Genomic DNA, 23,473 nt, shown 5'->3' with positions numbered 1-23,473 from the left:
CCCCCCCCGCCGCGTCCTGCGGCTGCTCGTGCAACTTGGCGACCACCTCTTCGATATAGAGCGGCACACCGTCGCAGCGCCGCTGAACCTCGGCGCGTTCGGCGCCGGGCAGGGCAGGATTCAGCACTGCGATCAACTCATCGGTCTGTGTCGCCGTCAACGGTGCGAGCTCGAACACCTTGAGCTGGGGCAGATCCGGCAGCGAGTTCAGCTCGCGGGCGGTCAACACCATGAGCAGCGTTCCCGGGGCGGTCGCGAGCAACGACGCGACCACATCGCGTGTCGATGGGTCGAACCACTGCAGATCTTCGGCCAACAGCACCGCCGGCCCGGCACCGGCGCAGGCGAGTAGGTAGCCGACTACGGCCTCGATGACCTGCCCGTAGAGCTTGGCGCCCTCGGCCCGGGTGGGCTGATAGCCACCTTCGGCCGGAATCTCCAATGCGGCAGCCAACAACGGCACCATCGTGACCGGATCCAAGCCGCGCGCCGTGACCTCGTCTTCGAGAAGTCGCAGCCGGTCGGATTGTGCCGTCGTCCGCTCGATCCCGGCCCGCTGTTCCAGCAGGGTGCGAATGGGGTGGAGCCCGGCGTCGGCGTGAAACGGCGATCCGATCAGGGCGAGCACCGGCCTGCCGGACTGTTCGGCCAGTTCTGCTGCGGCGGTGGCCAATCGGCTCTTGCCCATGCCCGCCTCGCCACTGAAGCAGATCCCCGGAACGCTCAACACACCGTGCCGGGCGTGATTCCAGGCGTCTCGCAGGTGCGTGAGCTCGAGGTCGCGGCCGACCAGCCGGCCCAGCGGAACCCGAGAGCGGCCGACGTGTTCCTTGACGACGCGATAGTGCTCGACCGGCTCGTCGATGCCCTTGACCGGTTGAGCCGGTTGGGCCTCGAGCTCGAAGTGGCCGGCCACCAACGGTGCCACGGCCGCCGACACCACGACATCGCCGGGCGGGGCCAGGCCTGAGACGCGAGAGGCCAGGTTGGCGCCCAGTCCGTACACGTCGTCCTGTGTCACATCGAGATACACCATGCCGCGATGCACGCCCACCCGGACTGCGATGTCGAAACCGAACCGCGCTCGCACCCGATCGCTGAGGCGGTCCACTTCGCGGGTGATGTCGAGGCCGGCCTGTACCGCTCGCCGCACGTCGTTCTCGTGGGCGCTGGGGTGGCCGAACACGGCGAGCAACCCGTCGCCCTTGGTGGAGAAGACGTGGCCTTCATAGCGGTTCACGATCTCGTCGACCTGCTGGCGGTAGCGGCCGATCACCGTCCGATAGATCTCCGGCTCGATTCGGGTCGACAATGCTGTCGAGTTGACCACATCAGCGAAAAGTATCGTCAGCCTGCGTAGTTCACCGGAGCCCGCGAGTGGTGCGCAGAGCAGGTCTTCGGCGTCCTGGTTGCCGATGTCGACGGTGAGCACCTGCTCGGCGAGTGCGCTGGCGGTGGCGCGGTCGCCGCTGTTCGCCGCTTGAATCGCGTGATCCAGCAGTTCGTCGATCTCGGCGGGCTCCTCGCTGACGCTCATAGGTCGACGATGACGTCCATTATCTGGGCCGGTGCGGTGGCGGGCGGCAGACAGGCCAACCGAATCCGGCCGCGATAGGTGCCGCTGACGTAAGTCGGCCCGCGCACCCCCACCCGGAATCGGGTGGCATAGGGCCGTAGCACACCCGGTACCAACACCAGTGCCTGCGGCGGGAGCGCGTACGAGGTTCCCTCGGCGACGAAGGGTGCGGCGACCGACAGCACCCGCTCGTATCCGGGACCCGGCGGCGCCTCGAGAAATTCGGAGAGCTCGACGTCGGAGCACTGCGCGCCGCACTGCGCCAGCACGGCGCCGGACATCTCGTAACCCGCGGTGGCAACCAGATTGACCAGTTGGCGGACCGACTGCGCCCACTGTGCTGAACCGAACGTGCCCTCGCCGATCCGCTGGTCCGCGTCGCGCACGATGGCTCCGGCCTGGTCGACCAGCTGTCGCGACCGCTGCGCGTACTGGTGAATGCCCTCGGTGATGTCTTTCATGCGCCACCGCCCTGAGGTGGAGTGCGCATCCGCTGCAGGTAGCGCCACGGGTCGGTCACCAGCCGGGCGGTCAGATCGGCGGCGAACGCGATCGACTCCTCGACCGGAGGTACGCCGCTCGCGTATTTGGCGGCCAACGCCGCGCTGCGCTGCGACATCTCGTCGATGCATTCGTCGAGCATCTCGATGGCCACCGTGATCGCCCGCTGCGTCGGGTCCGGCTCGGCCGGGGGCGCCGGCGCCGTCGGGCCACCCTGCTGGCCGGCGGTCGGTGTGGACGGTTGCCACGGGGTCCAACCCGCCGGGCCCTCCTGCGCCCGCTTGGCCACGCCGCCGAGCAACATCTCGACACCCTGGTCGCCGTAACCCAGCACGCATGCGAACAGGGCGGTGGGAAACCAGCCCAGGTTGCGGAAGCCCACGACTTTCCTGGTGCGCACCTGCACACCGTGCAGCGTCGGATCGTCGACTGTCGACGTCATCCGGATGAAGCCTTCGTCGATCACCATGGCGCCGTCGCCGTGCTCCCCGGGCGCCGGGTCGTCGTCGAGCGTGTAGTCGACCCAGGCCGTGGGTTTGGGGACCGGGGCGCCGACCGCGGGCCCCTTCCAGTACTTGAGCGGCGTCCGCATCTGCGGCATGCCGGCGATCCCGCAGGTGGTGCTGAAGTGTTCGAGCACCCGGCTCCAGCCGTCGGGGCGGGTCGGCATGGCGTCCATCGCGCAGAAGAACGGCAGGCAGCGCGCCCAGTTCAGCGGGTCGATGACGTCTTTCAGGTCGTTCAGCGACACCTTCGTGCTGCTGAATTCCGTGGTCAGCACCACGCACAGCCGCCCGCGCACCCACTTGGGTTTGGCGTTGCACAGCGGGACTACGGCGACGTCGGCGTTCAACGAACCCGACAACACCACCTGCGTCCAGTCGTCGCGGCCGCCGAACTCGTTGCGCAGCATCTCGAGCAGTTCGGCTCCGTCGCCGGCTCCGGCCAAGGCGAGAGTCTGGGTGAAGGCCGCGTCCCACTCACCCGGCGGGTAGTAAGACGGCAGGTGACTCAACGCACCGATCGCATAAACCATGCGGGACAACTCAACCGACGTCAGCTGCGCGGGCTGCGGCGCGGCGGCGGCGGCGAAGGGGCCGGCGTCGGTCATCGGCTGAGACCGGGCCGGCGTTGTCGCCTGGTTCTGCAAGACGGTCAATGCCTGGCTCAAATCGGGCACCGCCGGTGATTCGGGCCGCTCGGGGTCGAAATCGTGCGACTGGCCCAGGAAGCCGAGCAATTCGTCGTACCACCCGGCATTAGCTCCGGTGCTGCCCGGAAGATAACGCTCGACAGTGGCTTCGATTTCCGGGTCTCCGGTGTTGATGACCGCTTGATCGAGAGCGCCGTAAAGCGCCAGCAGAGATTGAGCAGCAGTTGCCATATCGGTCGCCACCATTGGGCCTCCGATCTCCCGATTAAGCAGGTAGTATACGGCGTTCGGGTCGTTTACCGGCAAGCTTGGCAAAGCGTATTTTTTAGCAGAGTAAGGCTGATTTCCTTAAGGAGGGAATCGGTTGGCTGACAAAACATTCGGTGACGGCACTATCGATGATTTGCCGTGGGCGTCAATTTTCGATCCCGCGGCCAATGCGCGCGCCCTCAGTGCCATCCAGGCTGAAGGATTCCGGGCGGCTCGCCGAATCATCGATCGATTCGCACAAGCGGCCGAGATCTCGCCGGACCGCGGCTCTGCCGAACACGGCAATGGGGCCGAGCCGACCGGGCTGCCGCAGTGGGAACAGCTGACCCGGGCCTGGTGGTCGGCGGCCGGGCAGTTCCTGCTTCGGTCGCAGCCGGTCCGGCCACCCGGCGCGGACGGGTCCGTGGCGCTGGAACTCGATGCATCAGCATCCAAGGACGCATTGACGCTGTCCGTTACCGGGCCGGGTTCGGCCACCGGCGAGGTGTGGCTGCACAACCGGGAGTCCGAGGACCGCGTGGCGGTCCGGTTGCGTTGCGGTGAGTTGCTCGGTCACGGTGGCCGCGCGATCGACGCCGGCGCGGTGCGAATCGACCCCGCCGTGGTGCCGATGCCGCGACGGTCCAGTCGGGGCGTGCAGATCACCGTCGACGTGGGCCCCGACGTCTGCCCCGGTACCTACCGCGGCACCCTGCTGGCGATCGGGTGCCCGGCTCTGTGGTTGCCCGTGGTGCTCACCGTCGCGGCGCAAGAGTCGTGACCGACATCGCCGACCGCGAATCGGTGGCCGGGGTCGATGAGCGCTTGGGTGAAGTCGCCAGAATTGTCCGCCGCGCCATGCTCGACGCCCTGCCCGACGGTGAGCCCGCCAAGTGGCTGTATGCACCGCTGCGGGCATACCCCCAGCGGCCGGGCAAGGCGCTGCGGCCCGCCCTATGCCTGTCCGCCGGCCGGGCTTTCGGCGCGGATACCGACGCGTTACTCGGTGTCGCCGTCGCGATCGAGTTGCTGCACAACGCCTTCCTGGTCCACGACGACGTCGCCGATGGCAGTGAAATGCGCCGGGGCAGGCCGACTTTGGGCGCCATGTACGGCATGGCGACGGCGATCAACACCGGTGATGCACTGGCATTGGTCGCCGGGCAGGTACTGCGGCGAGCAACCCGGCAGCTTGACCGTGATCTGGCCGAACTGGTGTGGGCTGAGTTCGACACCATGGCGCTGCGGACACTGGAGGGGCAGGCGATCGAAGTGGGCTGGCAGGCCGACAATGTCGATGATCTGCGGCCCGAGGACTATCTGAATCTGATCCTGCACAAGACCTGCTGGTACACCACCATCCACCCGCTGCGGGTGGGGGCGATCGTGGGATCGCGTGGCACCGCCGAGCTGGGGCCGCTGGTGCGGTTCGGGTTTCATTTCGGCGCCGCGTTTCAGATCCGCGACGACCTGCTGAACCTGGCCGGCGACGAACGGATCTACGGCAAGGAGATCTTGGGCGATCTCTACGAAGGGAAGCGGACGCTGCCGCTGATCCATCTGTTGACCGTGGCGCGGAGGCCCGATCGGGACCTGCTCGCGGACTATCTGCACCGCAGTCGGTCACAGCGCTCGGCCGCGCTGGTGCGACGGGTGCGAACTCTGATGGACGACTACGGCAGCATCGCGTTCACCCGCCAGTACGCCGAGGGCATTCTGCTGGCGGCCCGGGAGTACTTCGAGCGGGCATTCGCCGAGGCCCGCCCCGGCCCGGATCTGGAGTTCCTGCGGTCGCTGGTGCCCTACGTGTGGGCGCGTTGGCGCTGACACAGGCCCGGCACGCTTAAGGTGAGTGCTGTGGCCGAGACGGCGCCGCTGCGCGTGCAACTGATTGCCAAGACCGAGTTCACTCCGCCGCCGGACGTGCCGTGGAGCACCGATGCCGACGGTGGGGCGGCACTGGTCGAGTTCGCCGGTCGGGCCTGCTACCAGAGCTGGTCGAAGCCCAACCCGCGAACCGCCACCAATGCCAGCTACCTGCAGCACATCATCGACGTCGGGCACTTCTCGGTGCTGGAGCACGCCTCGGTGACTTTCTACATCACCGGCATCTCCCGGTCAGCCACTCACGAACTGATCCGGCACCGGCACTTCTCGTTCTCCCAGCTGTCGCAGCGGTACGTGCCGGAGCCGGACTCGCGGGTCGTGGTTCCTCCCGGCATGGAGGACGATCCCGAACTTCAGCAGATCCTCACCGACGCCGCAGACGCCAGTCGCGCCGCCTACGTCGAACTGCTGGCCCGGCTGGAAGCCAAATTCGCGGCGGGCCAGGCCGTCGAGACCATGGGGGCGCTGCGGCGCAAGCAGGCCCGGCAGGCCGCTCGTGCCGTGCTGCCCAACGCCACCGAGACCCGCATCGTGGTGACGGGCAACTACCGGGCCTGGCGGCATTTCATCGCGATGCGGGCCAGCGAGCACGCCGATGTCGAGATCCGCCGGCTGGCCGTCGAGTGCCTGCGGCAGCTCACCGACGTGGCTCCGGCGGCGTTCGGGGACTTCCATATCAGCGCGCTGGCCGACGGCACCGAAGTCGCGACCAGCCCGCTCGCCACCGAGGTCTGAGCAACTCTGGGGGCCAGGTAATCTTGGGGCCGTGAGCAGCAGCGGATTCGACGCCAGGGCGCAGTTCGGCACCGTGCTGACCGCCATGGTGACCCCCTTCGGCGCGGACGGCTCGGTGGACACCGATGCCGCCGTGCGCCTGGCCAATCGCCTCATCGACGCCGGTTGCGACGGTTTGGTGATCTCGGGCACCACTGGCGAGTCGCCGACCACCGCGGACTACGAGAAGCTCACGCTGCTGCGTGCGGTGGTCGAGGCGGTCGGTGACCGTGCTCGCATCATCGCCGGGGCCGGCAGCAACGACACCGAGCACAGCGTGCGCCTCGCCGAGGCCTGCGCCGGGGTCGGCGCGCACGGCCTGCTGGTGGTGACGCCGTACTACTCGCGTCCATCGCAGGCCGGCCTGTTGGCGCACTTCACCGCCGTCGCCGACGCCAGCGCACTGCCGGTCATGCTCTACGACATCCCGGCCCGCTCGGTAGTGCCGATCGCACCGGACACCATCTTCGAACTGGCAGAACACCCCAACATCGTCGCGATCAAGGACGCCAAGGGGGATCTGCACGCCGGAGCGCAGATCATCGCCGAGACCGGATTGGCCTACTACTCCGGCGATGACGCCCTCAACCTGCCGTGGCTGGCCATGGGCGCCACCGGATTCGTCAGCGTGATCTCGCACTTCGCGGCCGCGCAGTTGCGCGACATGCTGGCCGCCTTCGCGGCCGGCGACGTGGAAACCGCCCGAAAGATCAACGTCTCGATCGCCTCGCTGTCCAACGCGATGGGTCGCATCGGCGGAGTGACCTTCGTCAAGGCCGGTCTGCGGTTGCAGGGGTTCGAGGCCGGCGACCCGCGGTTGCCGATGGTCCCGGCGTCCGCCGCCGAGGTCGACGAACTCGCCATCGACATGCGCGCCGCGTCCGTCCTCGGGTGAGGCGCGGGTGACTGACGATCTCTCCCCGCCGGGTCCGCTGACCGAAGGCGGCCTGCGCATCACCGCGCTCGGCGGCATCAGCGAAATCGGCCGCAATATGACCGTTTTCGAACACCTCGGCCGGCTGCTGATCATCGACTGCGGCGTACTCTTCCCGGGCCACGATGAGCCCGGCGTCGACCTGATCCTGCCGGACATTCGCCACATCCAAGACCGGCTCGACGACGTCGAGGCGCTGGTGCTGACCCACGCCCACGAAGACCACATCGGCGCCATCCCGTTCCTGCTCAAACTGCGGGCCGACATCCCGGTGGTCGGTTCGAAGTTCACCCTGGCCCTGGTCGCGGCCAAGTGCCGGGAACACCGCATCAAGCCCGTCTTCGTCCAAGTGGCCGAAGGCCAGCGCAGCACCCACGGGGTGTTCGAATGCGAGTACTTCGCGGTGAACCACTCCATCCCGGACGCACTGGCGATCGCGGTCCACACCGGCGCGGGGACCGTGCTGCACACCGGCGATATCAAGCTCGACCAGCTGCCCCCGGACGGGCGGCCCACCGACCTGCCCGGGATGTCGCGCCTGGGCGACAAGGGCGTGGACCTGTTCCTCTGCGACTCGACGAATGCCGAGATTCCCGGTGTCGGTCCCAGCGAGAGCGAAGTGGGCCCCACCCTGCACCGGCTGATCCGCGGCGCCGAGGGCCGGGTGATCGTGGCCTGCTTTGCCTCGAACGTGGACCGGGTCCAGCAGATCGTCGACGCCGCGGTCGCGCTGGGCCGACGAGTCGCGTTCGTCGGCCGGTCGATGGTCCGCAACATGGGCATCGCCAAGGACCTGGGCTTCCTGCGGGTGGCGGACTCGGATCTGGTCGACATCGGCGCAGCCGAGATGATGCCGCCGGAGAAGGTGGTGCTGGTCACCACCGGTACTCAGGGTGAACCGCTGTCGGCGCTGTCACGGATGTCGCGAGGCGAGCACCGGTCCATCACGCTGACCGCCGGCGATCTGGTGGTGTTGTCGTCGTCGTTGATTCCCGGCAACGAGGAAGCCGTGTACGGCGTGATGGACGCACTGGCCAAGATCGGTGCCCGGGTGGTCACCAATGCCCAGGCGCGCGTCCATGTCTCCGGGCACGCCTACTCCGGCGAACTGCTGTTCCTCTACAACGGGATTCGGCCCCGCAACGTGATGCCGGTACACGGCACCTGGAGGATGATGCGCGCCAACGCCGCGCTGGCCGTCCGTACCGGGGTGCCGGAGGAATCCATTCTGCTGGCCGAGAACGGGGTCAGTGTGGACCTGATCGCCGGTCAGGCACGCATCGCCGGGGCTGTGCCGACCGGCAAGATGTTCGTCGACGGGCTCGTCGACGGCGATGTCGGCGATGCGACTCTGGGGGAGCGGTTGATCCTGTCCAGCGGATTCGTCGCGGTCACGGTGGTGGTGCGCCGTGGGACGGGCAAGCCGGTTGCGCCGCCGTACCTGCACTCGCGCGGCTTCTCCGAAGACCCCAAGGCGCTGGAGCCGGCGGCCCGCAAGGTCGAGGCCGAGTTGGAATCACTTGCCGCAGAGCAAGTCACCGATCCGATCCGGATCGCTCAGGCGGTGCGCCGCACGGTGGGCAAGTGGGTGGGCGAGGTCTACCGGCGTCAGCCGATGATCGTGCCGACGGTGATCGAGGTCTGAGCCGACGGGCTACCTCTTGTTGATGAACCCGGCGTCGACGGGCAAGGTGATGCCGGTGATGTAGCGGGCCGCATCGGATACCAGCCAGGCCACCGCATTGGCGATGTCCTCCGGTTCCAGCACCTGAACCGGCAGCGCATTGCCCATGTCCGGTGGCGTACCTGTCGCGGTGGCGAGGTCGGCCAGCCAACCCCGGACGTAGTCGTTGTTGATCATCGGGGTGTCGACTCCGGCCGGGTGCACCGAATTCACTCGAATGCTGTGCTGCGCCAGCAGGTTTGCGTAGACCCGCATCAGTCCTACCAGCCCGTGCTTGGCCGCGGTGTAACCGATGGCCCCGGCATCGTGGCTGCCGATGCCGGCCAGGCCGGCGGCCGAGCTGATCAGCACGATCGACCCGCCGTCGCCCTGGTCGATCATCGGCGGAATCGCGGCCTCGATGGTGTGGTAAACCCCGGTCAGGTTGACGTCGATGACGTCGTGCCAGCCGTCGGCCGCGGCCATCGGGGCGATGCCGGCGTTGGCCACCACGATGTCCAGCCGGCCCAGCTCGTCGATGCCGGCCTGCACTGCGGCGCCCAACGCCACCTGATCACGCACATCGGCCTGGCGGGCCACGATGCGCGCGCCGGTGTCTTCGACCAGCTTGACCGTGGCCGCCAAGTCCTCGGCGTCCGCCAGCGGATAGGGCACGCTGTCGATCTGCTCGCACAGGTCGACAGCGATGATGTCGGCTCCGTCGGCGGCCAGTCGCAGGGCATGGGCGCGGCCCTGGCCGCGGGCCGCGCCGGTGATCAGCGCGACTTTCCCGCGCAGGGCACCGTCCGAGGGTCGGGACGTCACGGCCGCAATTGGCCCTTAGCCGGGTCGCCCGACGGTACAGCGTTGAGCAGCTTGATCTCGGGCGCGCCGGCCAGGTGCTCGCCGAGGCTGCCGAACAGTTCGCCGGAGGCAGGCGAGGTCGAGTGAGCCTTCAGGGCCTCGGGGTCGGCCCACTGCTCGATGAAGACGAACGACCCGTCGGCCTCGTGCAGGGAGTACAACTGGCAGCCCGGTTCTTCGTGCACCTGTGCCACCGCCTTGGTGCAGATCTCGCGGACGGCCTCGACCGATTCCGGCTTGACGGCGAAGGTGGCGACGACGACCACGGGCATATTGCGACTCCTTGGCAGGTAGGGGATTCACCGGTCACCCTACCCAGCCTGTGGCCCAATGCGCCCTGAACCGATCCGTCGGGGCCAGTGTGGCTTATGGTGCAGATGGGGTAATTGCGACTAGGCTTGCCGCTATGGCTAGTAAGACCGCTGCTAGTAGGGCTCCCGCGCGTTCCGGTACCCGAACGACCAGGGCAAAAGCCGGTTCCAAGGCCACCGCCAAGGGTGGTTCGCGGCCCGCTCGGTCCCGCCCGGCAGCCAAGCCGCGCCGCTCCACCCGGCAGCATTCGGCTCCGGTGGCGCTCGGGATGGCCTGCGGACGCCTCGCCCGCGCCACCTGGCTGATGGTCGCCAAGGGTGCTGGCGGCGCGGCACGCTCGGTGGGCCGCGCCCACGACATCGACCCCGGCCATCGCCGCGACGGCATCGCGCTGGCTCTGCTGGGATTTGCCGTGGTGACCGCCGCCAGCTGCTGGCTGGATGCCGCCCGGCCGGTCGGGGCGTGGATCGACACCGGTCTGCGCGCCGTGATCGGCGGAGCGGTGGTGCTGCTCCCGCTGCTGGCCGCCGCGGGCGCCGTGCTGCTGATGCGCACCGAACCCGACCCGGAGAACCGGCCCCGGCTAATCCTCGGATCGGCCATGATCGGGCTGCCGATCCTGGGGCTGTGGCACCTGTGGTCGGGGGCACCGCAGAGCCCCGACGGCCGTCTGCATGGCGCCGGCTTTGTGGGGTTCGCGATCGGCGGCCCGCTCGCCGACGGACTCACGGCGTGGATCGCCGCGCCGTTGTTGTGCATCGGTGTGCTGTTCGGCGTGTTGTTGCTGACCGGGACCACCCTGCGTGAGGCGCCCGAGACGTTGCGAACGATGTTCCGCGGCGACTACGACGACGGCTATTACGACGACTACGACGACTACGACTACGACGACGACCAGGACTACGGCCAGGACTACGACGGCGCCGAGGACGTCGACGCCGGCGAGACCGGAGTCGGCAACCAGGCCGGCGGCACCAGCCGGTTCGGCACCCTCGATCCGGACGCTCGAGTCGACGACGCCCCGGACTGGCAATCACGCACCCCGCTGGACAACTACCCGCTCGATGAAGAGCCCCCCGCGCCGGCGCCCCCGGTCAAACCCGTGCGCCGAAAGGCCGCGAAGGAACCCAAGTCGGCCAAACCCACCGACGCCACAGTCGTCCTCGACCGGGTGGTGGAGGGCCCCTACACGCTGCCCGCGCTGAGTCTGCTGGTCGCCGGGGACCCGCCGAAAACGCGCACCGCCGCCAACGACCAGATGGCCGATGCGATCACCTCGGTGCTGGAGCAGTTCAAAGTCGACGCGGCGGTCACCGGCTGCACCCGCGGTCCCACCGTCACCCGCTATGAGGTGGAGCTGGGGCCCGGAGTCAAGGTCGAGAAGATCACCGCCCTGCAGCGCAACATCGCCTACGCGGTGGCCACCGAGAGTGTGCGGATGCTCGCCCCCATCCCGGGCAAGTCCGCCGTCGGTATCGAGGTGCCCAACACCGACCGCGAACTGGTGCGACTGGCCGACGTGCTGACCGCGCCGTCCACCCGCGGCGATCACCATCCGCTGGTGATCGGACTGGGCAAGGACATCGAGGGTGACTTCATCTGCGCCAACCTGGCCAAGATGCCGCACCTGCTGGTGGCCGGCTCCACCGGTTCGGGTAAGTCCAGCTTCGTCAACTCGATGCTGGTGTCGCTGCTGGCGCGCGCCACCCCCGAAGAGGTCAGGATGATCCTGATCGACCCGAAGATGGTGGAACTCACGCCGTACGAAGGCATTCCGCACCTGATCACCCCGATCATCACCGAACCGAAGAAGGCAGCCGCGGCGCTGGCCTGGCTGGTCGAGGAGATGGAGCAGCGCTACCAGGACATGAAGTCGTCCCGGGTGCGCCACATCAACGACTTCAACGACAAGGTCCGCTCTGGCGAGATCACCACGCCACTGGGCAGTGAACGGGTTTACCGGCCTTACCCCTACATCCTCGCGGTCGTCGATGAACTCGCCGATCTGATGATGACCGCACCGCGCGACGTCGAGGACGCGATCGTGCGGATCACCCAGAAGGCCCGCGCCGCCGGCATCCACCTGGTGCTGGCCACTCAGCGGCCGTCGGTGGACGTCGTCACCGGTCTGATCAAGACCAATGTGCCGTCTCGGCTGGCGTTCGCCACGTCGTCGCTCACCGATTCCCGAGTCATCCTCGACCAGCCGGGCGCCGAAAAGCTGATCGGCATGGGCGACGGGTTGTTCCTGCCGATGGGCGCCAACAAGCCGATCCGGCTGCAGGGGGCGTTTATCTCCGACGAGGAGATCCAGGCCGTCGTCAGCGCCTGCAAGGACCAGGCCGAGCCCGAGTACACCGAGGGCGTCACCGTCGTGAAGCCCAGCGGCGACCGGGCCGATGTCGACCCCGACATCGGCGACGACATGGATGTCTTCCTGCAGGCCGTCGAACTTGTGGTGTCGAGCCAGTTTGGTTCCACCTCGATGCTGCAGCGAAAGTTGCGGGTCGGCTTCGCCAAGGCGGGCCGGCTGATGGACTTGATGGAGACCCGCGACATCGTCGGCCCCTCCGAGGGCTCTAAGGCCCGGCAGGTGCTGGTCAAGCCCGATGAGTTGGCCGCGACGCTGATGCTGATCCGCGGCGGCGCCGCCCCCGACGATGACGGCGACGACGAGTTCTAGTCGCGGTTACGCGCTGTGCACCAAGGCCAGACCATGCCAGTCGCGCAACGGCTTGCGCCGCTTGCTGCGTGCCACCAGCCGGGCCACCGCGGCCTCTAACCCACGGGTCAGTTCGTCGACCGCAGCGAACTCGAAGTCGGCCAGTATCCCGACGAACAGTTCCCCGGCGTAGCTGAGGACCGACACGCCGGTGCGAAGCTGCATGGCGATCGGCGGTACCGGCAGCACCGCGGCCACGTCGCACCCCATGATCTGCAACGGTTCTGACGGGCCGGGGACGTTGGTCGCTAACGCCACCACGCCGCGCTGGTGGACCTGTCCGAGCAACCGGGCCGCCCAGGCCGACCATGCGACGGGCAGCAGGCCCGCGGCCGACATGATCGCGCGTCCGGCGTGCCGCTGCCCGCCGGCTTTGGCCTGCGCCAGCCGGGAGCGCACGGCCAGCAACCGCTTGACCGGGTTTGACTCCTCGATCGGCAGACGCGGCAACAGCAACGACACCCGGTTGTCGGGATTGCCCGGCGCATCGGCAGAGCCGGCCGAAACGGGTATCAGAGTGCGTAGCGAATCGGATTGGGGCACTTGGCCACGACGGATCATGAAGTCGCGGTAGCTCTCGGTCAGGGCTGCCAGCACCACGTCATTGACGGTCACATCGAAGACCCGACAGACCTGCTCGATGTCGCCGAGCGGAACCCGTGCTGCGCTGTAGCGGCGGCGGCTGGTGATCGGACCGTTCAGCGACGACGCACTCGGTTGCAGCAAGCCGGTCGCGAGTTCCACCGCGCCGCGCAGGTTGTACATCCAATGCACCGGGTTGAGGTCCAGCACCGGCCGACTGCGCGGGGGCTGCGCCGCTTCGCGCGGCGCCGCGGCGGCGTGGGCCGCCAAATGGGCGAACCCGTTGTCGGACAAGCCGGTCAGCATGTGTGCGGCCGCAGTGCCATCGGCGATGCAGTGGTGCACCTTCATCAGCAGCGCCCACCTGTCACCGCTGAGACCGCTGATCACCCAGATCTCCCACAGCGGACGGTTGCGGTCCAACCGCCACGACATCACGTCGGCAACCACCGTGTGCAGTTCGGCGTCTCCGCCGGGGGAGGGCGCCGCTACCCGGCCGATGTGGTGGGCGAGGTCGAAGTGGGGGTCGTCCACCCACTCGGGTGCGCTCAGGTCCAAAGCATGGCGCACCAGGCGCTGCCCGAACCGCGGGCAGGCGCGCAGGCGTTCGGCCAGCGTTGTCTGCAGCGAGGCGTGGTCGGGAACCGGACCGTGGAGGACGGCCAGCGTTCCGGTGGCCATGCTGACGTTGTGGTCGGAATCCTCGACGCCCAGAAAGCCGGCGTTCAGGGGGCTCAGGTACTCGGCCACGGCTACCTCCAGTTGTCTGCAACTGTCAGTACCACTATCTCCTGTTCCGCCGGCGCGCGGCAGGGCCGGAAGTCCCCGGTTTCGGCGGCCGTGGCACCCACCAGACACATGCTGGACACGGACCGGATACGGACCGGACACCAGCGGTTTTCCCAGGCCGGAATCGCGCGTAATCTCGCCACGTGGATTGGGCACGACTTTTCGCTTTCGATACCCCGCCCTCGGAGATCTTTATCCGCGGAACCGTCATCTACATCGCGATATATGCGCTGCTGCGGGTGGTACTGAAACGCGAGGCAGGCACCAACGGCATCACGGATCTCATCGTCGTGGTGTTGATCGCCGACGCGGCGCAGAACGGGATGGCCGGTGGCTACCGATCGATCAGTGACGGCATCCTGCTGGTCGGGGTGATCATCGGCTGGTCCTACCTGCTGAATTGGATGGCGCACCGCTGGCCTTCGGTGGCGAGGGTCCTGCGACCGGGGCCGCTGTTGGTGATCTACGACGGCGCCTTCCTCTACGCCAATATGCGCAAAGAGATGATCACCGAGGAGCAGGTCCGCGAGCAGGCGCGCAAACAGGGGATCGCCGACCTGTCAGTAGTCCGTGAGGGTCGGATGGAATCCGACGGACAGTTCAGTTTTCTCATCGGCGCCCCCCGCCGGGCACGCGATCTCGTCAGTGACTAGGGGAGGCTAGAGGACCAGCAACATCCGGGTGTTGCCCAAGGTATTGGGCTTGACGTAGCTCAGGTCCAAGAATTCGGCCACACCGACGTCGTAGGAGCGTTGCATCTCCTCGAACACCTCCGCGGTCACCGGCGTGCCGTCGATCTCGGTGAAGCCGTGGCTGGCGAAGAACTCGGTCTCGAAGGTCAGCACGAACAGCCGCTGCAACTGCAGTTCGCGGGCGACCTGAAGCAGCCGGTCGACGATCGCGTGTCCGATACCGCGACCGGTCAGGGTCGGGTCCACCGCGATGGTGCGGACCTCGCCGAGGTCGGACCACAACACATGCAGCGCGCCGCAGCCCACCACCTGCTGATCGGCGTCCTCGGCAACCCAGAATTCCTGGACCGCCTCATACAGCGTTACCAGGTTCTTTTCCAGCAGGATCTTGCCGGCATAGACGTCCACCAGCTGCTTGATCGCCGGGACGTCCGAGGTGCGGGCACGCCGGACCACAGGCTGCCCCGCCGGTGGATCTGCCGCAAGATTCACAGCTGCACAGTATCGGTTTCTCATTTCGGGCAGGGCAACAGATATTCTGACCTCCGTGTCGGGACAGCCAAAGACCGGTCCAGCGGTGACGCATGTCCCCGTGGTCAACCTCGCGAACGCGTTGACCGTCATGCGGATGGGGCTGGTCCCGGTCTTCCTGCTGGCGCTGTTCGCCGAGGGCGGCCACGATCCCAAGACCCGTATCGCGGCATTCGTCATCTTCGCCGTTGCCATCATCACCGACCGGCTGGACGGCGCCCTGGCCCGTAACTACGGCATGGTGACCGAGTTCGGCACGTTGGCCGACCCGATCGCCGACAAGGCGCTGATCGGCGCGGCGCTGATCGGCCTGTCGATGCTGGGCGACCTGTGGTGGTGGGTGACGGTGGTGATTCTGGTCCGCGAGATCGGGATCACCCTGCTCAGGTTCGCCGTGCTGCACCGAGGGGTGATCCCGGCCAGCCGCGGCGGCAAGCTCAAGACCCTGGTGCAGGCGGTCGGTATCGGCCTGCTCGTCTTGCCGCTGCAAGGTCCCTGGCTGGTGACGGCCTGGACGGTGATGACCGCGGCGGTGGTCCTGACGGTACTGACCGGCCTGGACTACATCGTTTCGGCGGTGACCGACCTGCGCGGCGCCGCATGAAAACTGCCGAATCCGGGAACCCATTCGGGTGCCGCGCACGTTGACCTTGGTGACTGTTCGGTTATCCAAGGTTGACCCGTGAGGGGAGTGCACGATGACGACATTGCTGCGGGAGTCGGTCGGTGAGGTGCTGCGTCAAGCCCGGACCTCTCAGGGCCGCACGCTGCGTGAGGTGTCGGACGCGGCGCGAGTCAGTCTGGGTTACCTCTCGGAGGTCGAACGGGGCCGCAAGGAAGCGTCCAGCGAGCTGCTCAACGCGATCTGCGCGGCGTTGCGGATCCCGTTGTCGACGGTGCTCTTCGACGCCGGAACCCGGCTGGCGCAGGCCGAGCGGGCCGAACTGGCAGTGCGCAACGCCCGCAGCGGCGAGGTGACCCGCATCGACGCCGGCACCAAGGTGGTGATCCCGCCGATTCGGACGCTGGCATCGGTAGCCTCGGCGTGACGCGCCCGGGCTGAACACCCACCCGAGCACCGTCGACCCGATAAATTGATCACCGGTACCGGCGGTAGAGCCACAACACTGGAAACAAGCAGACGGAGCTGACTGATGGCCAACCCGTTCGTCAAGGCGTGGAAGTACTTGATGGCGCTGTTCAACTCGAAGATCGACGAGCACGCGGATCCCAAGGTGCAGATCCAGCAGGCGATCGAAGAGGCGCAGCGTCAGCACCAGGCCCTGACCCAGCAGGCGGCGCAGGTGATCGGCAACCAGCGGCAGTTGGAGATGCGTCTGAACCGGCAACTGGCCGACATCGAGAAGCTCCAGGTCAACGTGCGCCAGGCCCTGACCCTGGCCGACCAGGCCACAGCCGCCGGCGACGCCGCGAAGGCCACCGAGTACAACAACGCCGCGGAGGCGTTCGCCGCCCAGCTGGTCACCGCCGAGCAGAGCGTGGAAGACCTCAAGGCGCTGCACGACCAGGCGCTGTCCGCGGCGATGCAGGCCAAGAAGGCCGTCGAGCAGAACGCCATGGTGCTGCAGCAGAAGATCGCCGAGCGCACCAAGCTGCTCAGCCAGCTTGAGCAGGCCAAGATGCAGGAGCAGGTCAGCGCCTCGCTGCGCTCAATGAGCGAGATCGCTGCTCCCGGAACCACTCCCAGCCTCGACGAGGTGCGCGACAAGATCGAACGGCGTTACGCCAATGCGATCGGGGCAGCCGAGTTGGCGCAGGGCTCGGTGCAGGGCCGGATGCTCGAGGTCGAGCAGGCAGGTGTGCAGATGGCCGGTCATTCCCGGCTGGAGCAGATCCGGGCGTCCATGCGGGGCGAGTCGCTGCCGGCGGGTGGCTCTACCACCGCCGCGGGCCAGGCCACTCCGGCAACCCCGCAATCTGGCACCAACCCCACCCCCGAGAATCCGCTGGGACGGTAGTCAGGTGGCCGCGACACTGGGAGGTAGCGCACGGCACCCACTGCTGCAGCGTGTCGTCGACCGAGCCAGTGAGGCCGCCGACCTGCTCGCCGACAAGCTGGGTGCCATCGCCGACCCGAGGGCCAGGATGCTGCGTAAGCGCCGTTGGGCGCTGCGGCTGGGCCTGTTCTTCGCCGTCACGTGCGGATTCTGGACGTTGGCGACCGCCGTTTTGGCGTCGTGGTCGACGCCGGCGTGGGTGTTGCTGATCACCGGGCTGGTGGCCGCGGGTGCCTCCGCGCCGGCGACGCTGTTGCTGCTGCGCTATCGCTGGCTGCGCGCGGCGCCGTTGCCGGCTGTGCGCTCCACCGCGGCGCGGCGCCTGCCGCCGCCCGGGTCGGCGGCCCGGCCGGCGATGTACGCGCTGGGCGCCTCCGAGCGGGGGATGGTCTCGCTACTGGGTGTGCTTGAGCGGGGCCGGCTGTTGCCCGCCGATGAGATCACCGAACTTACGGCCGCGGTCAACCGCGCCGCGTCCACCATGGCGGCCACCGCCGCTGAGGTGGTGTCCATGGAGCGTGCCGTGCAGCACAGCGTGCAGTCCCGTCAGTATCTGGTGCCGACGATCAACGCGTTTACCGCTCAGCTCAGCGCCGGTGTACGCCAGTACAACGAGATGGTCACCGCCGCAGCGCAACTGGTGGCGTCGGCGAACGACGGCTCGACCACGTCGGCCGGCGATCCGGCGAATTCCCCGATGTCGCAGCGACGCTACCGCGAGGAGCTGGCCGGTGCGACCGAGAAGATGCTGGGTTGGGCGCAGGCCTTCGACGAACTGGCCGAGTTGCCCCGGGTCGTCTAGATGTCGTCGCTGCGCTGATCGACCGATTCCGGTCGCGGTCCGTAGCGTTCCTCGTAGGCCCGGTGAATGTGGGCGTCGCGCTCGCGTTTACGTGCGTTGGCGAGCTCCGGGTTCAGGCCGTGCATCCGCAGCATGTGCGTGCGCCACACCTTGTTGAGCGCGTGTGCGAACAGAATCACCATGAACCAGATCGGAAACGTCATGGTGAAGTGCGTCATGAAGTCCGCCGGCAAGAACCAGAACGGGATCAGGATCAGGGTCGTCGGCACGACGGCGCGCATGATCATCCGGACGGTGGCCCCCGGGCCCGCTAGGTCATTGCGGACCCAGTCCAGCAGCGTGGGGGGCAGCGGGCGCCCGTAGCAGTACCGGAGGTATTGGATCGGGCTGGGGCGCTGAGGCTTTGAAACTTGACGCACAGAGCTGACCCTAGAACGTCGGCCGCAGTGCCGGGAACACGGTGGCCGCCACCGCCCGCAGCGTCGCCTTGAACATGTCCAGGAAGTCGAAATAGTCGCGCCACAGCGTGATACGGCCGTGATGCACCTCGAAGACCCCGCACACCCAGAACTGCAGGCGCAGCGGTCCGAACGTCAGCACGTCAGTGCGCTCGGTGAGCACTGACGAGCCGTCGGCGGCGATGCGGTGAATCTTCACGTCGAAGCCCGCCCGGCCGGCCATCCGCTTAAACACCCGGATGGTGGCGCTGCGGCCGTAGATGGTCGGCAGTCCGACATTCTGGTACACCACGTCCTCGGCGAGGGCCGCCGCCGCGGTGTCAAGGTCCTCATCGCGCAGGGCTTCGAGGAAGGTCTCTACGATGCGGATGTTGGCGGTGGCCTCGACAGCGTTCGGCTGGCCAGTCAGTTCGGTCATGCCTGCCACCCTAGGCCCGTGGGGCTGTGGCACGGTAGGCCGATGCGAGTCGTAGTGGTTGCCGGGCCAGATCCCGGTCACGCGTTCCCGGCGATCGCCCTGTGCCAGCGCTTCGCGGCGGCCGGAGACACGCCGACGCTGCTGACCGGGGTGCAGTGGCTCGATACCGCGCGGGCCGCCGGGGTGGACGCCGCGGAGCTGCTGGGGCTCGATCCCACCGCCGCCGATGACGACGCCGACGACGGGGCGAAGCTGCATTACCGGGCGGCGCGGATGGCGGTGGAAAACCGCGATCAGCTGCGGGCTCTGGCGCCGGATCTGGTGGTCTCCGACGTCATCACGGCCTGTGGGGGAATGGCCGCCGAGCTGCTCGGCATCGGCTGGGTTGAACTCAGTCCGCACCCGTTGTATCTGCCGTCGAAGGGGCTGCCGCCGATCGGCAGTGGGCTGGCGCCGGGCACCGGGGTGCGCGGCCGGCTGCGGGACACGCTGATGCGCTCGTTGACGGCACGGTCGGTGCGCAGCGGTTTGCGCCAGCGCGCCCAAGCGCGGGTGGGTATCGGTCTGCCGGGTGACGACCCCGGGCCGCTGCGGCGCCTGATCGCCACGCTGCCCGCGCTCGAGGTGCCCCGGCCGGACTGGCCCGCGGAGGCCGTTGTCGTCGGGCCGCTGCACTTCGAGCCGACCGAGCAGGTGCTGGCCGTGCCGCCGGGTTCGGGCCCGCTGGTGGTGGTGGCGCCGTCTACGGCATCCACCGGAGCTGCCGGGCTGGCCGAGCTCGCCGTGGAGCATCTGGTGCCCGGTGCCGGCCTGCCCGACGGCGCCCGGCTGGCGGTGTCGCGGCTGGGCGGTGCACCCTTGGAGCTGCCGTCGTGGGCTGTCGCCGGGTTGGGGCGCCAGGACGAGCTGTTGACGCACGCCGACGTGGTCGTCTGCGGCGGCGGGCATGGCATGGTCGCCAAGACGCTGCTGGCTGGGGTGCCGCTGGTGGTGGTGCCCGGCGGCGGCGACCAGTGGGAGATCGCCAATCGCGTGGTGCGCCAAGGCAGTGGGCGGCTGATCCGGCCGTTGACCGGGCCGGCGTTGGCGGACGCGGTGGGCGCCGTGTTGGCGTCGCCGGGCTATCGCGATGCCGCGCGGCGGGCTGCGGTCACGGCCGCCGACGTCGCCGATCCGGTACGGGTGTGCCACCAGGCGCTGTCAGGCACTGGGTAGGTTGGGTGTGTGCGCCTGACCGAATTCCACGAACGGGTCGCGATGCGTTTCGGTACCGCCTATGGCGCCTCGGTACTGGCAGATCACGTGCTGGCCGCGGTGGGCGGACGGACCGCGGCGCAGGCCATCGAGGACGGTGTGGAGCCTCGTGATGTGTGGTGGGCGCTGTGCTCCGACTTCGACGTGCCGCGCGATCAGTGGTGAGACTGATCGCTGCGGGCCACGATGCTGCGCACCAGGGCGACGGAGAGGTCTGAGCAGATCGCGGCAAGCTCGGTCGTGGTCTCGACCGGATCGGCGAGCCAGGTTTCGATGATCTGGTTGACGCCGCCGACAATGAACAGGGCACCGCGGCGGAGTTCTTGCGGTGCGAGATTCTGACCGTCGAGAACGCCGGGGGCATGTTCGACGATCGCATCGGTGATCATGTCGAGGATGCCCGCACGGTGCTCGTTGAGTCCCGGGATCGCCGACAGGTCGCTGGTGGCGATGCGGTGGATGCAGGGGTCGGCGGCAATGAGGTCGAGAAATGCGGTCAGCGCGGACCGCAGCTTGTCGGCGAGTGTGCCGGGGTCGCCGATACCGGCGGTGACCATCGCTTCGAGCAACTGGTCGCGGACGTCGTCGGAGACCGCGAAGAACAGCGCGTCGCGACTGGGGAATTGCTCGTAGAAGTAGCGCGGGGTGAGCCCGGCCGCGGTACAGACGCCGCGGACCGTGACCTCGCCGATGCCGGATTCACCCCAGATCTGGCGCCCGGCGGCCAGCAGCTTGCTACGGCGCTCGGCGCGGCGGTCCACCGCGCTGATTCCGCCGTAGTCACGCACCACCTCAGGGCGTTTCATTGACATCACCCTACTAGCGGCCGTAGATTCGGAATACGGTTGTTATCCAAAATGACGCTGGAGGCCGCCCGATGAACGCATCCGCGCTGACCGTCCCCACCCGTCACCCCGCTGGACCCGGTGCCGTTCCGGTCAGTATTCGCGTGCTGGCGACCGCGTTGGCGATCGCCAAACCCACGCCCGAGCGGTGGCGCAAGATCGGCGAAGACCTGACTGCCGGAGACGAACCGATGCAGCGACTGGTCGAGTGGATGTCGAGTACCGGAGCCGCCGAGACGCGGCCGATCTTCGAACAGATACTGGCCCACGGCCTGGACAGCGTGCCGGATGCGCCTGCGCCGCTGCGCGAGTTCTTCGGCGAGTTCGAGCCGATCCCGGACTGGGTCGATCTGGCTCGGGTACGGCGGGGCCAGCGGGCTCTGCGCCGTGGCGGGGCTGACGGCACCTACATCGCCCGGGACGTGTCGTTCCTCGGCGGTTACCAGTTCTCCTCGTTCAACAAAACGCTGTTGCGCACCGGTGTGCTGGAGAAGGGCTCGAACAAGCGCTTCGCCGAGACACTGCAATGGGCGCTGGACGTCAGCGCCGAAGGGGGACTGGAGCCACTCGGCGTCGGCTATCAGGCCACCATCCGGGTCCGGCTGATCCATGAGTACGTGCGTCGGCACGTGGCCGCGCTGCCGGACTGGCGCAGTGACGAATGGGGTCTGCCGGTCAATCAGACCGACATGGCCGCCACCCTGGTGGGAGCGCTGATCGCGCCACCGGCCGGCGGGCTGGCGCTGGGAATCGTGATGTCGCCGAGCGAACTGGAGGATATTGCGCACCTGACCAGCTATGTCGGCTGGCTGATGGGGGTCCGCGAGGACTGGCTGCCCAGCAGCTTCCGGGACGGCATCCGCATCCTCTATCAGACCCTCGGTGCGCTCTCCGCCCCTGACGAGACCACCAAACAGCTGGCGGCTCCGATGGCCGACGATCCGCTGGAATGGCAGTTCCGTGCCATGACCGGCGTGCGGCGCCGTATCGCGCGCGCCCAGCATCTGTCGTTGACCAGCAGCTTTCTCGGGCCGCGCACGATGCGCAAGCTGGGCCTGCCGGCCTTCGTGCTGCCGTGGTACCCGCTGCTGCGGCTGCCGGTGAACCTGGCCCGCAGTGCCGCCGCCCTGACCCTGCCTGGTGGGCTGGATCGCGCGGGGCGGCGTGGGCGGCGCGAGCAAGAGGCGTTCATGCGCACCATGATGGGCGCCGCAGACACCACGATCGGGGCTTCCGCGCACGTCATGGCGGTGGCCTAGCAGTGACCTAACCGCGCGGCGAAAGTCGACACGCCGACACGCCGCGTGTCGGACTTGATTCGAACATTCGTTCGCCTACTGTGGAGGCAGTTCGTTCGGCGGCCTGCGGGTCTGTCAGACCCCGTCGCTAGCGTCACGGCCAACCGACCGAGAACCGGTCAACCGAACTACCGAACCACAGGAGAGGCATCATGGCGCAAGCGCCCGATCGCGAAAAAGCACTCGAACTGGCGATGGCCCAGATCGACAAGAACTTCGGCAAAGGCTCGGTGATGCGCCTCGGAGACGAGGTGCGTCAGCCGATCTCGGTCATTCCGACCGGCTCGATCGCCCTGGACGTGGCGTTGGGCATCGGCGGCCTGCCCCGGGGCCGGGTCGTCGAGATCTACGGCCCAGAGTCCTCCGGTAAGACCACCGTGGCGCTGCACGCGGTGGCCAACGCCCAGGCCGCCGGCGGCATCGCGGCGTTCATCGACGCCGAGCACGCGTTGGACCCGGAATACGCCAAGAAGCTTGGCGTGGACACCGATTCGCTGCTGGTGTCCCAGCCCGACACCGGGGAGCAGGCGCTGGAGATCGCCGACACGCTGATCCGCTCCGGCGCACTGGACATCCTGGTCATCGACTCGGTGGCCGCCCTGGTGCCGCGCGCGGAGATCGAAGGCGAGATGGGGGACAGCCACGTCGGTCTGCAGGCCCGGCTGATGAGCCAGGCGCTGCGGAAGATGACCGGCGCACTGAACAATTCGGGCACCACCGCCATCTTCATCAACCAGCTGCGGGAGAAGATCGGGGTGATGTTCGGATGTGGATCCTGGTACACCAATGTCACTCTGGCTGACGGGTCGACGGAAAAGCTCGGCAAGATTGTGAATCAGAAGATGGATGTCGAGGTCTTGTCCTATGACTTTGAAACGGGGCGTATCGAGCCACGGCGAGTAATCAACTGGTTCAACAACGGTAAGACCGAAGAATTTTTGCACTTCAAGGTTGATCGAGCAGGGGGCGGAACGGGGCGTGGACACGCTAGCTTGGCGATGACCCGCAACCACCTCATCCGAACTCCTGGCGGTTGGCGAGAAGCTGAAGACATCTGCGTTGGTGACCGTGTGATGCTGGCTCAGCCGGCTCTGCTGAGCGATCAGCAGTGGGAAGTCGTACTGGGCTCACTCTGTCTCTTATACACATCT

At 67.8% G+C, this 23,473-nt stretch carries 25 protein-coding genes; 15 read left to right on the top strand and 10 right to left on the bottom strand.

Annotation, left to right across the window (positions count from 1 at the left end):
* The 3 genes from LI94_RS11665 to LI94_RS11655 form a co-directional block, all read right to left on the bottom strand.
* A partial coding sequence (locus tag LI94_RS11665; RefSeq protein WP_046301281.1) for an adenylate/guanylate cyclase domain-containing protein occupies positions 1-1,537 on the bottom strand: 1,537 nt, incomplete at its 3' end.
* Positions 1,534-2,037: a hypothetical protein gene (locus LI94_RS21890; RefSeq protein WP_052739922.1), complete on the bottom strand. Its 504-nt coding sequence runs from the start codon at positions 2,035-2,037 to the stop codon at positions 1,534-1,536. The genes LI94_RS11665 and LI94_RS21890, both read right to left, overlap by 4 nt.
* Positions 2,034-3,461: a hypothetical protein gene (locus LI94_RS11655; RefSeq protein ID WP_152664808.1), complete on the bottom strand. Its 1,428-nt coding sequence runs from the start codon at positions 3,459-3,461 to the stop codon at positions 2,034-2,036. The genes LI94_RS21890 and LI94_RS11655 overlap by 4 nt, the downstream gene beginning before the upstream one ends.
* Positions 3,462-3,594: 133 nt before the next feature.
* On the opposite strand from LI94_RS11655, the gene LI94_RS11650 reads away from it, so the two are divergent.
* The 5 genes from LI94_RS11650 (at position 3,595) to LI94_RS11630 (ending at position 8,719) form a co-directional block, all read left to right on the top strand.
* Positions 3,595-4,260: a hypothetical protein gene (locus LI94_RS11650; RefSeq protein WP_024441224.1), complete on the top strand. Its 666-nt coding sequence runs from the start codon at positions 3,595-3,597 to the stop codon at positions 4,258-4,260.
* Positions 4,257-5,306, top strand: a complete 1,050-nt coding sequence (locus LI94_RS11645; protein ID WP_046301279.1) for a polyprenyl synthetase family protein — start codon at positions 4,257-4,259, stop codon at positions 5,304-5,306. The genes LI94_RS11650 and LI94_RS11645 overlap by 4 nt, the downstream gene beginning before the upstream one ends.
* Positions 5,307-5,336: 30 nt before the next feature.
* The gene (gene thyX, locus LI94_RS11640) at positions 5,337-6,101 is read left to right on the top strand and encodes an FAD-dependent thymidylate synthase (protein WP_024441222.1); all 765 of its coding nucleotides are present in this window, start codon (positions 5,337-5,339) and stop codon (positions 6,099-6,101) included.
* Positions 6,102-6,186: 85 nt separating this feature from the next.
* The gene (dapA, locus tag LI94_RS11635) at positions 6,187-7,035 is read left to right on the top strand and encodes a 4-hydroxy-tetrahydrodipicolinate synthase (RefSeq protein WP_231383997.1); all 849 of its coding nucleotides are present in this window, start codon (positions 6,187-6,189) and stop codon (positions 7,033-7,035) included.
* A 7-nt stretch (positions 7,036-7,042) separates the two neighbouring features.
* Positions 7,043-8,719 (top strand): ribonuclease J, encoded by a 1,677-nt coding sequence (locus LI94_RS11630; protein ID WP_024441220.1) that lies wholly within the window; start codon positions 7,043-7,045, stop codon positions 8,717-8,719.
* Between the two features lie 9 nt (positions 8,720-8,728).
* Here LI94_RS11630 and LI94_RS11625 read toward each other — a convergent pair whose 3' ends face one another.
* Positions 8,729-9,562, bottom strand: a complete 834-nt coding sequence (locus LI94_RS11625; RefSeq protein WP_046301278.1) for a mycofactocin-coupled SDR family oxidoreductase — start codon at positions 9,560-9,562, stop codon at positions 8,729-8,731.
* Complete coding sequence (locus tag LI94_RS11620; protein ID WP_046301277.1) at positions 9,559-9,873, bottom strand: putative quinol monooxygenase; 315 nt, start codon at positions 9,871-9,873, stop codon at positions 9,559-9,561. Before LI94_RS11620 ends, LI94_RS11625 begins: the two co-directional genes overlap by 4 nt.
* A gap of 134 nt (positions 9,874-10,007) precedes the next feature.
* On the opposite strand from LI94_RS11620, the gene LI94_RS11615 reads away from it, so the two are divergent.
* A complete protein-coding gene (locus LI94_RS11615; RefSeq protein WP_082105736.1) occupies positions 10,008-12,596 on the top strand; it encodes a DNA translocase FtsK in 2,589 nt (862 codons plus the stop codon).
* A gap of 6 nt (positions 12,597-12,602) precedes the next feature.
* Here LI94_RS11615 and LI94_RS11610 read toward each other — a convergent pair whose 3' ends face one another.
* Entirely contained in the window at positions 12,603-13,967 is a 1,365-nt protein-coding gene (locus LI94_RS11610; RefSeq protein WP_046301276.1) for a wax ester/triacylglycerol synthase family O-acyltransferase, read from the bottom strand.
* Between the two features lie 182 nt (positions 13,968-14,149).
* Here LI94_RS11610 and LI94_RS11605 point away from each other — a divergent pair, with 182 nt between their 5' ends.
* Complete coding sequence (locus LI94_RS11605) at positions 14,150-14,659, top strand: YetF domain-containing protein (protein WP_024441215.1); 510 nt, start codon at positions 14,150-14,152, stop codon at positions 14,657-14,659.
* A gap of 6 nt (positions 14,660-14,665) precedes the next feature.
* Here the strand turns inward: LI94_RS11605 and LI94_RS11600 are convergent, their stop codons facing one another.
* Positions 14,666-15,214 (bottom strand): amino-acid N-acetyltransferase, encoded by a 549-nt coding sequence (locus LI94_RS11600; RefSeq protein ID WP_046301275.1) that lies wholly within the window; start codon positions 15,212-15,214, stop codon positions 14,666-14,668.
* Between the two features lie 31 nt (positions 15,215-15,245).
* On the opposite strand from LI94_RS11600, the gene pgsA reads away from it, so the two are divergent.
* From pgsA to LI94_RS11580, 4 genes are all read left to right on the top strand, one after another.
* The gene (gene pgsA, locus LI94_RS11595; RefSeq protein WP_081654471.1) at positions 15,246-15,833 is read left to right on the top strand and encodes a CDP-diacylglycerol--glycerol-3-phosphate 3-phosphatidyltransferase; all 588 of its coding nucleotides are present in this window, start codon (positions 15,246-15,248) and stop codon (positions 15,831-15,833) included.
* A 94-nt stretch (positions 15,834-15,927) separates the two neighbouring features.
* Positions 15,928-16,278 carry a transcriptional regulator ClgR gene (gene clgR, locus LI94_RS11590; protein WP_024441212.1) on the top strand — a complete coding sequence of 117 codons (351 nt, stop codon included), beginning with the start codon at positions 15,928-15,930 and terminating at the stop codon, positions 16,276-16,278.
* A gap of 105 nt (positions 16,279-16,383) precedes the next feature.
* A complete protein-coding gene (pspA, locus tag LI94_RS11585) occupies positions 16,384-17,208 on the top strand; it encodes a phage shock protein PspA (RefSeq protein WP_024441211.1) in 825 nt (274 codons plus the stop codon).
* 4 nt (positions 17,209-17,212) lie between these two features.
* Entirely contained in the window at positions 17,213-18,049 is an 837-nt protein-coding gene (locus LI94_RS11580; protein WP_024441210.1) for a hypothetical protein, read from the top strand.
* Here LI94_RS11580 and LI94_RS11575 read toward each other — a convergent pair.
* Complete coding sequence (locus tag LI94_RS11575) at positions 18,046-18,468, bottom strand: DUF5313 domain-containing protein (RefSeq protein WP_036457371.1); 423 nt, start codon at positions 18,466-18,468, stop codon at positions 18,046-18,048. The genes LI94_RS11580 and LI94_RS11575 overlap by 4 nt on opposite strands.
* Positions 18,469-18,478: 10 nt before the next feature.
* Entirely contained in the window at positions 18,479-18,925 is a 447-nt protein-coding gene (locus tag LI94_RS11570; RefSeq protein WP_024441208.1) for a limonene-1,2-epoxide hydrolase family protein, read from the bottom strand.
* Positions 18,926-18,967: 42 nt separating this feature from the next.
* Between LI94_RS11570 and LI94_RS11565 the strand changes: the two genes are divergently transcribed.
* Positions 18,968-20,140, top strand: a complete 1,173-nt coding sequence (locus LI94_RS11565) for a nucleotide disphospho-sugar-binding domain-containing protein (RefSeq protein ID WP_024441207.1) — start codon at positions 18,968-18,970, stop codon at positions 20,138-20,140.
* Between the two features lie 9 nt (positions 20,141-20,149).
* Positions 20,150-20,344 carry a DUF3046 domain-containing protein gene (locus LI94_RS11560; protein WP_024441206.1) on the top strand — a complete coding sequence of 65 codons (195 nt, stop codon included), beginning with the start codon at positions 20,150-20,152 and terminating at the stop codon, positions 20,342-20,344.
* Here the strand turns inward: LI94_RS11560 and LI94_RS11555 are convergent.
* Positions 20,335-20,985 (bottom strand): TetR/AcrR family transcriptional regulator, encoded by a 651-nt coding sequence (locus tag LI94_RS11555; RefSeq protein ID WP_024441205.1) that lies wholly within the window; start codon positions 20,983-20,985, stop codon positions 20,335-20,337. The two genes, LI94_RS11560 and LI94_RS11555, sit on opposite strands and share 10 nt — an antisense overlap.
* Positions 20,986-21,056: 71 nt before the next feature.
* Here LI94_RS11555 and LI94_RS11550 point away from each other — a divergent pair, with 71 nt between their 5' ends.
* Together LI94_RS11550 and recA are read left to right on the top strand one after the other, a co-directional pair.
* The gene (locus LI94_RS11550; RefSeq protein WP_046301274.1) at positions 21,057-22,283 is read left to right on the top strand and encodes an oxygenase MpaB family protein; all 1,227 of its coding nucleotides are present in this window, start codon (positions 21,057-21,059) and stop codon (positions 22,281-22,283) included.
* A gap of 191 nt (positions 22,284-22,474) precedes the next feature.
* The coding region (gene recA, locus LI94_RS11545; RefSeq protein WP_046301273.1) for a recombinase RecA at positions 22,475-23,473 on the top strand (999 nt) is incomplete at its 3' end.

It is taken from the genome of Mycobacterium sp. UM_Kg27 (genome assembly GCF_000972905.1).
Classification (GTDB): domain Bacteria; phylum Actinomycetota; class Actinomycetes; order Mycobacteriales; family Mycobacteriaceae; genus Mycobacterium.
The sequence above is the reverse complement of the archived record's forward strand: the minus strand, read 5'-3'. Positions and strand labels throughout refer to the sequence as shown.

What these genes read in the sequence shown, in the direction of transcription:
- LI94_RS11615 (WP_082105736.1), top strand. Translation starts at nt 10,008, where the DNA reads ATGGCTAGTAAGACCGCTGCTAGTAGGGCTCCCGCGCGTTCCGGTACC.
- LI94_RS11620 (WP_046301277.1), bottom strand. Translation starts at nt 9,873, where the DNA reads ATGCCCGTGGTCGTCGTCGCCACCTTCGCCGTCAAGCCGGAATCGGTC.
- LI94_RS11570 (WP_024441208.1), bottom strand. Translation starts at nt 18,925, where the DNA reads ATGACCGAACTGACTGGCCAGCCGAACGCTGTCGAGGCCACCGCCAAC.
- dapA (WP_231383997.1), top strand. Translation starts at nt 6,187, where the DNA reads ATGGTGACCCCCTTCGGCGCGGACGGCTCGGTGGACACCGATGCCGCC.
- pspA (WP_024441211.1), top strand. Translation starts at nt 16,384, where the DNA reads ATGGCCAACCCGTTCGTCAAGGCGTGGAAGTACTTGATGGCGCTGTTC.
- LI94_RS11655 (WP_152664808.1), bottom strand. Translation starts at nt 3,461, where the DNA reads ATGGCAACTGCTGCTCAATCTCTGCTGGCGCTTTACGGCGCTCTCGAT.
- clgR (WP_024441212.1), top strand. Translation starts at nt 15,928, where the DNA reads ATGACGACATTGCTGCGGGAGTCGGTCGGTGAGGTGCTGCGTCAAGCC.
- LI94_RS11555 (WP_024441205.1), bottom strand. Translation starts at nt 20,985, where the DNA reads ATGAAACGCCCTGAGGTGGTGCGTGACTACGGCGGAATCAGCGCGGTG.
- LI94_RS11550 (WP_046301274.1), top strand. Translation starts at nt 21,057, where the DNA reads ATGAACGCATCCGCGCTGACCGTCCCCACCCGTCACCCCGCTGGACCC.
- LI94_RS11565 (WP_024441207.1), top strand. Translation starts at nt 18,968, where the DNA reads ATGCGAGTCGTAGTGGTTGCCGGGCCAGATCCCGGTCACGCGTTCCCG.
- LI94_RS21890 (WP_052739922.1), bottom strand. Translation starts at nt 2,037, where the DNA reads ATGAAAGACATCACCGAGGGCATTCACCAGTACGCGCAGCGGTCGCGA.
- LI94_RS11600 (WP_046301275.1), bottom strand. Translation starts at nt 15,214, where the DNA reads ATGAGAAACCGATACTGTGCAGCTGTGAATCTTGCGGCAGATCCACCG.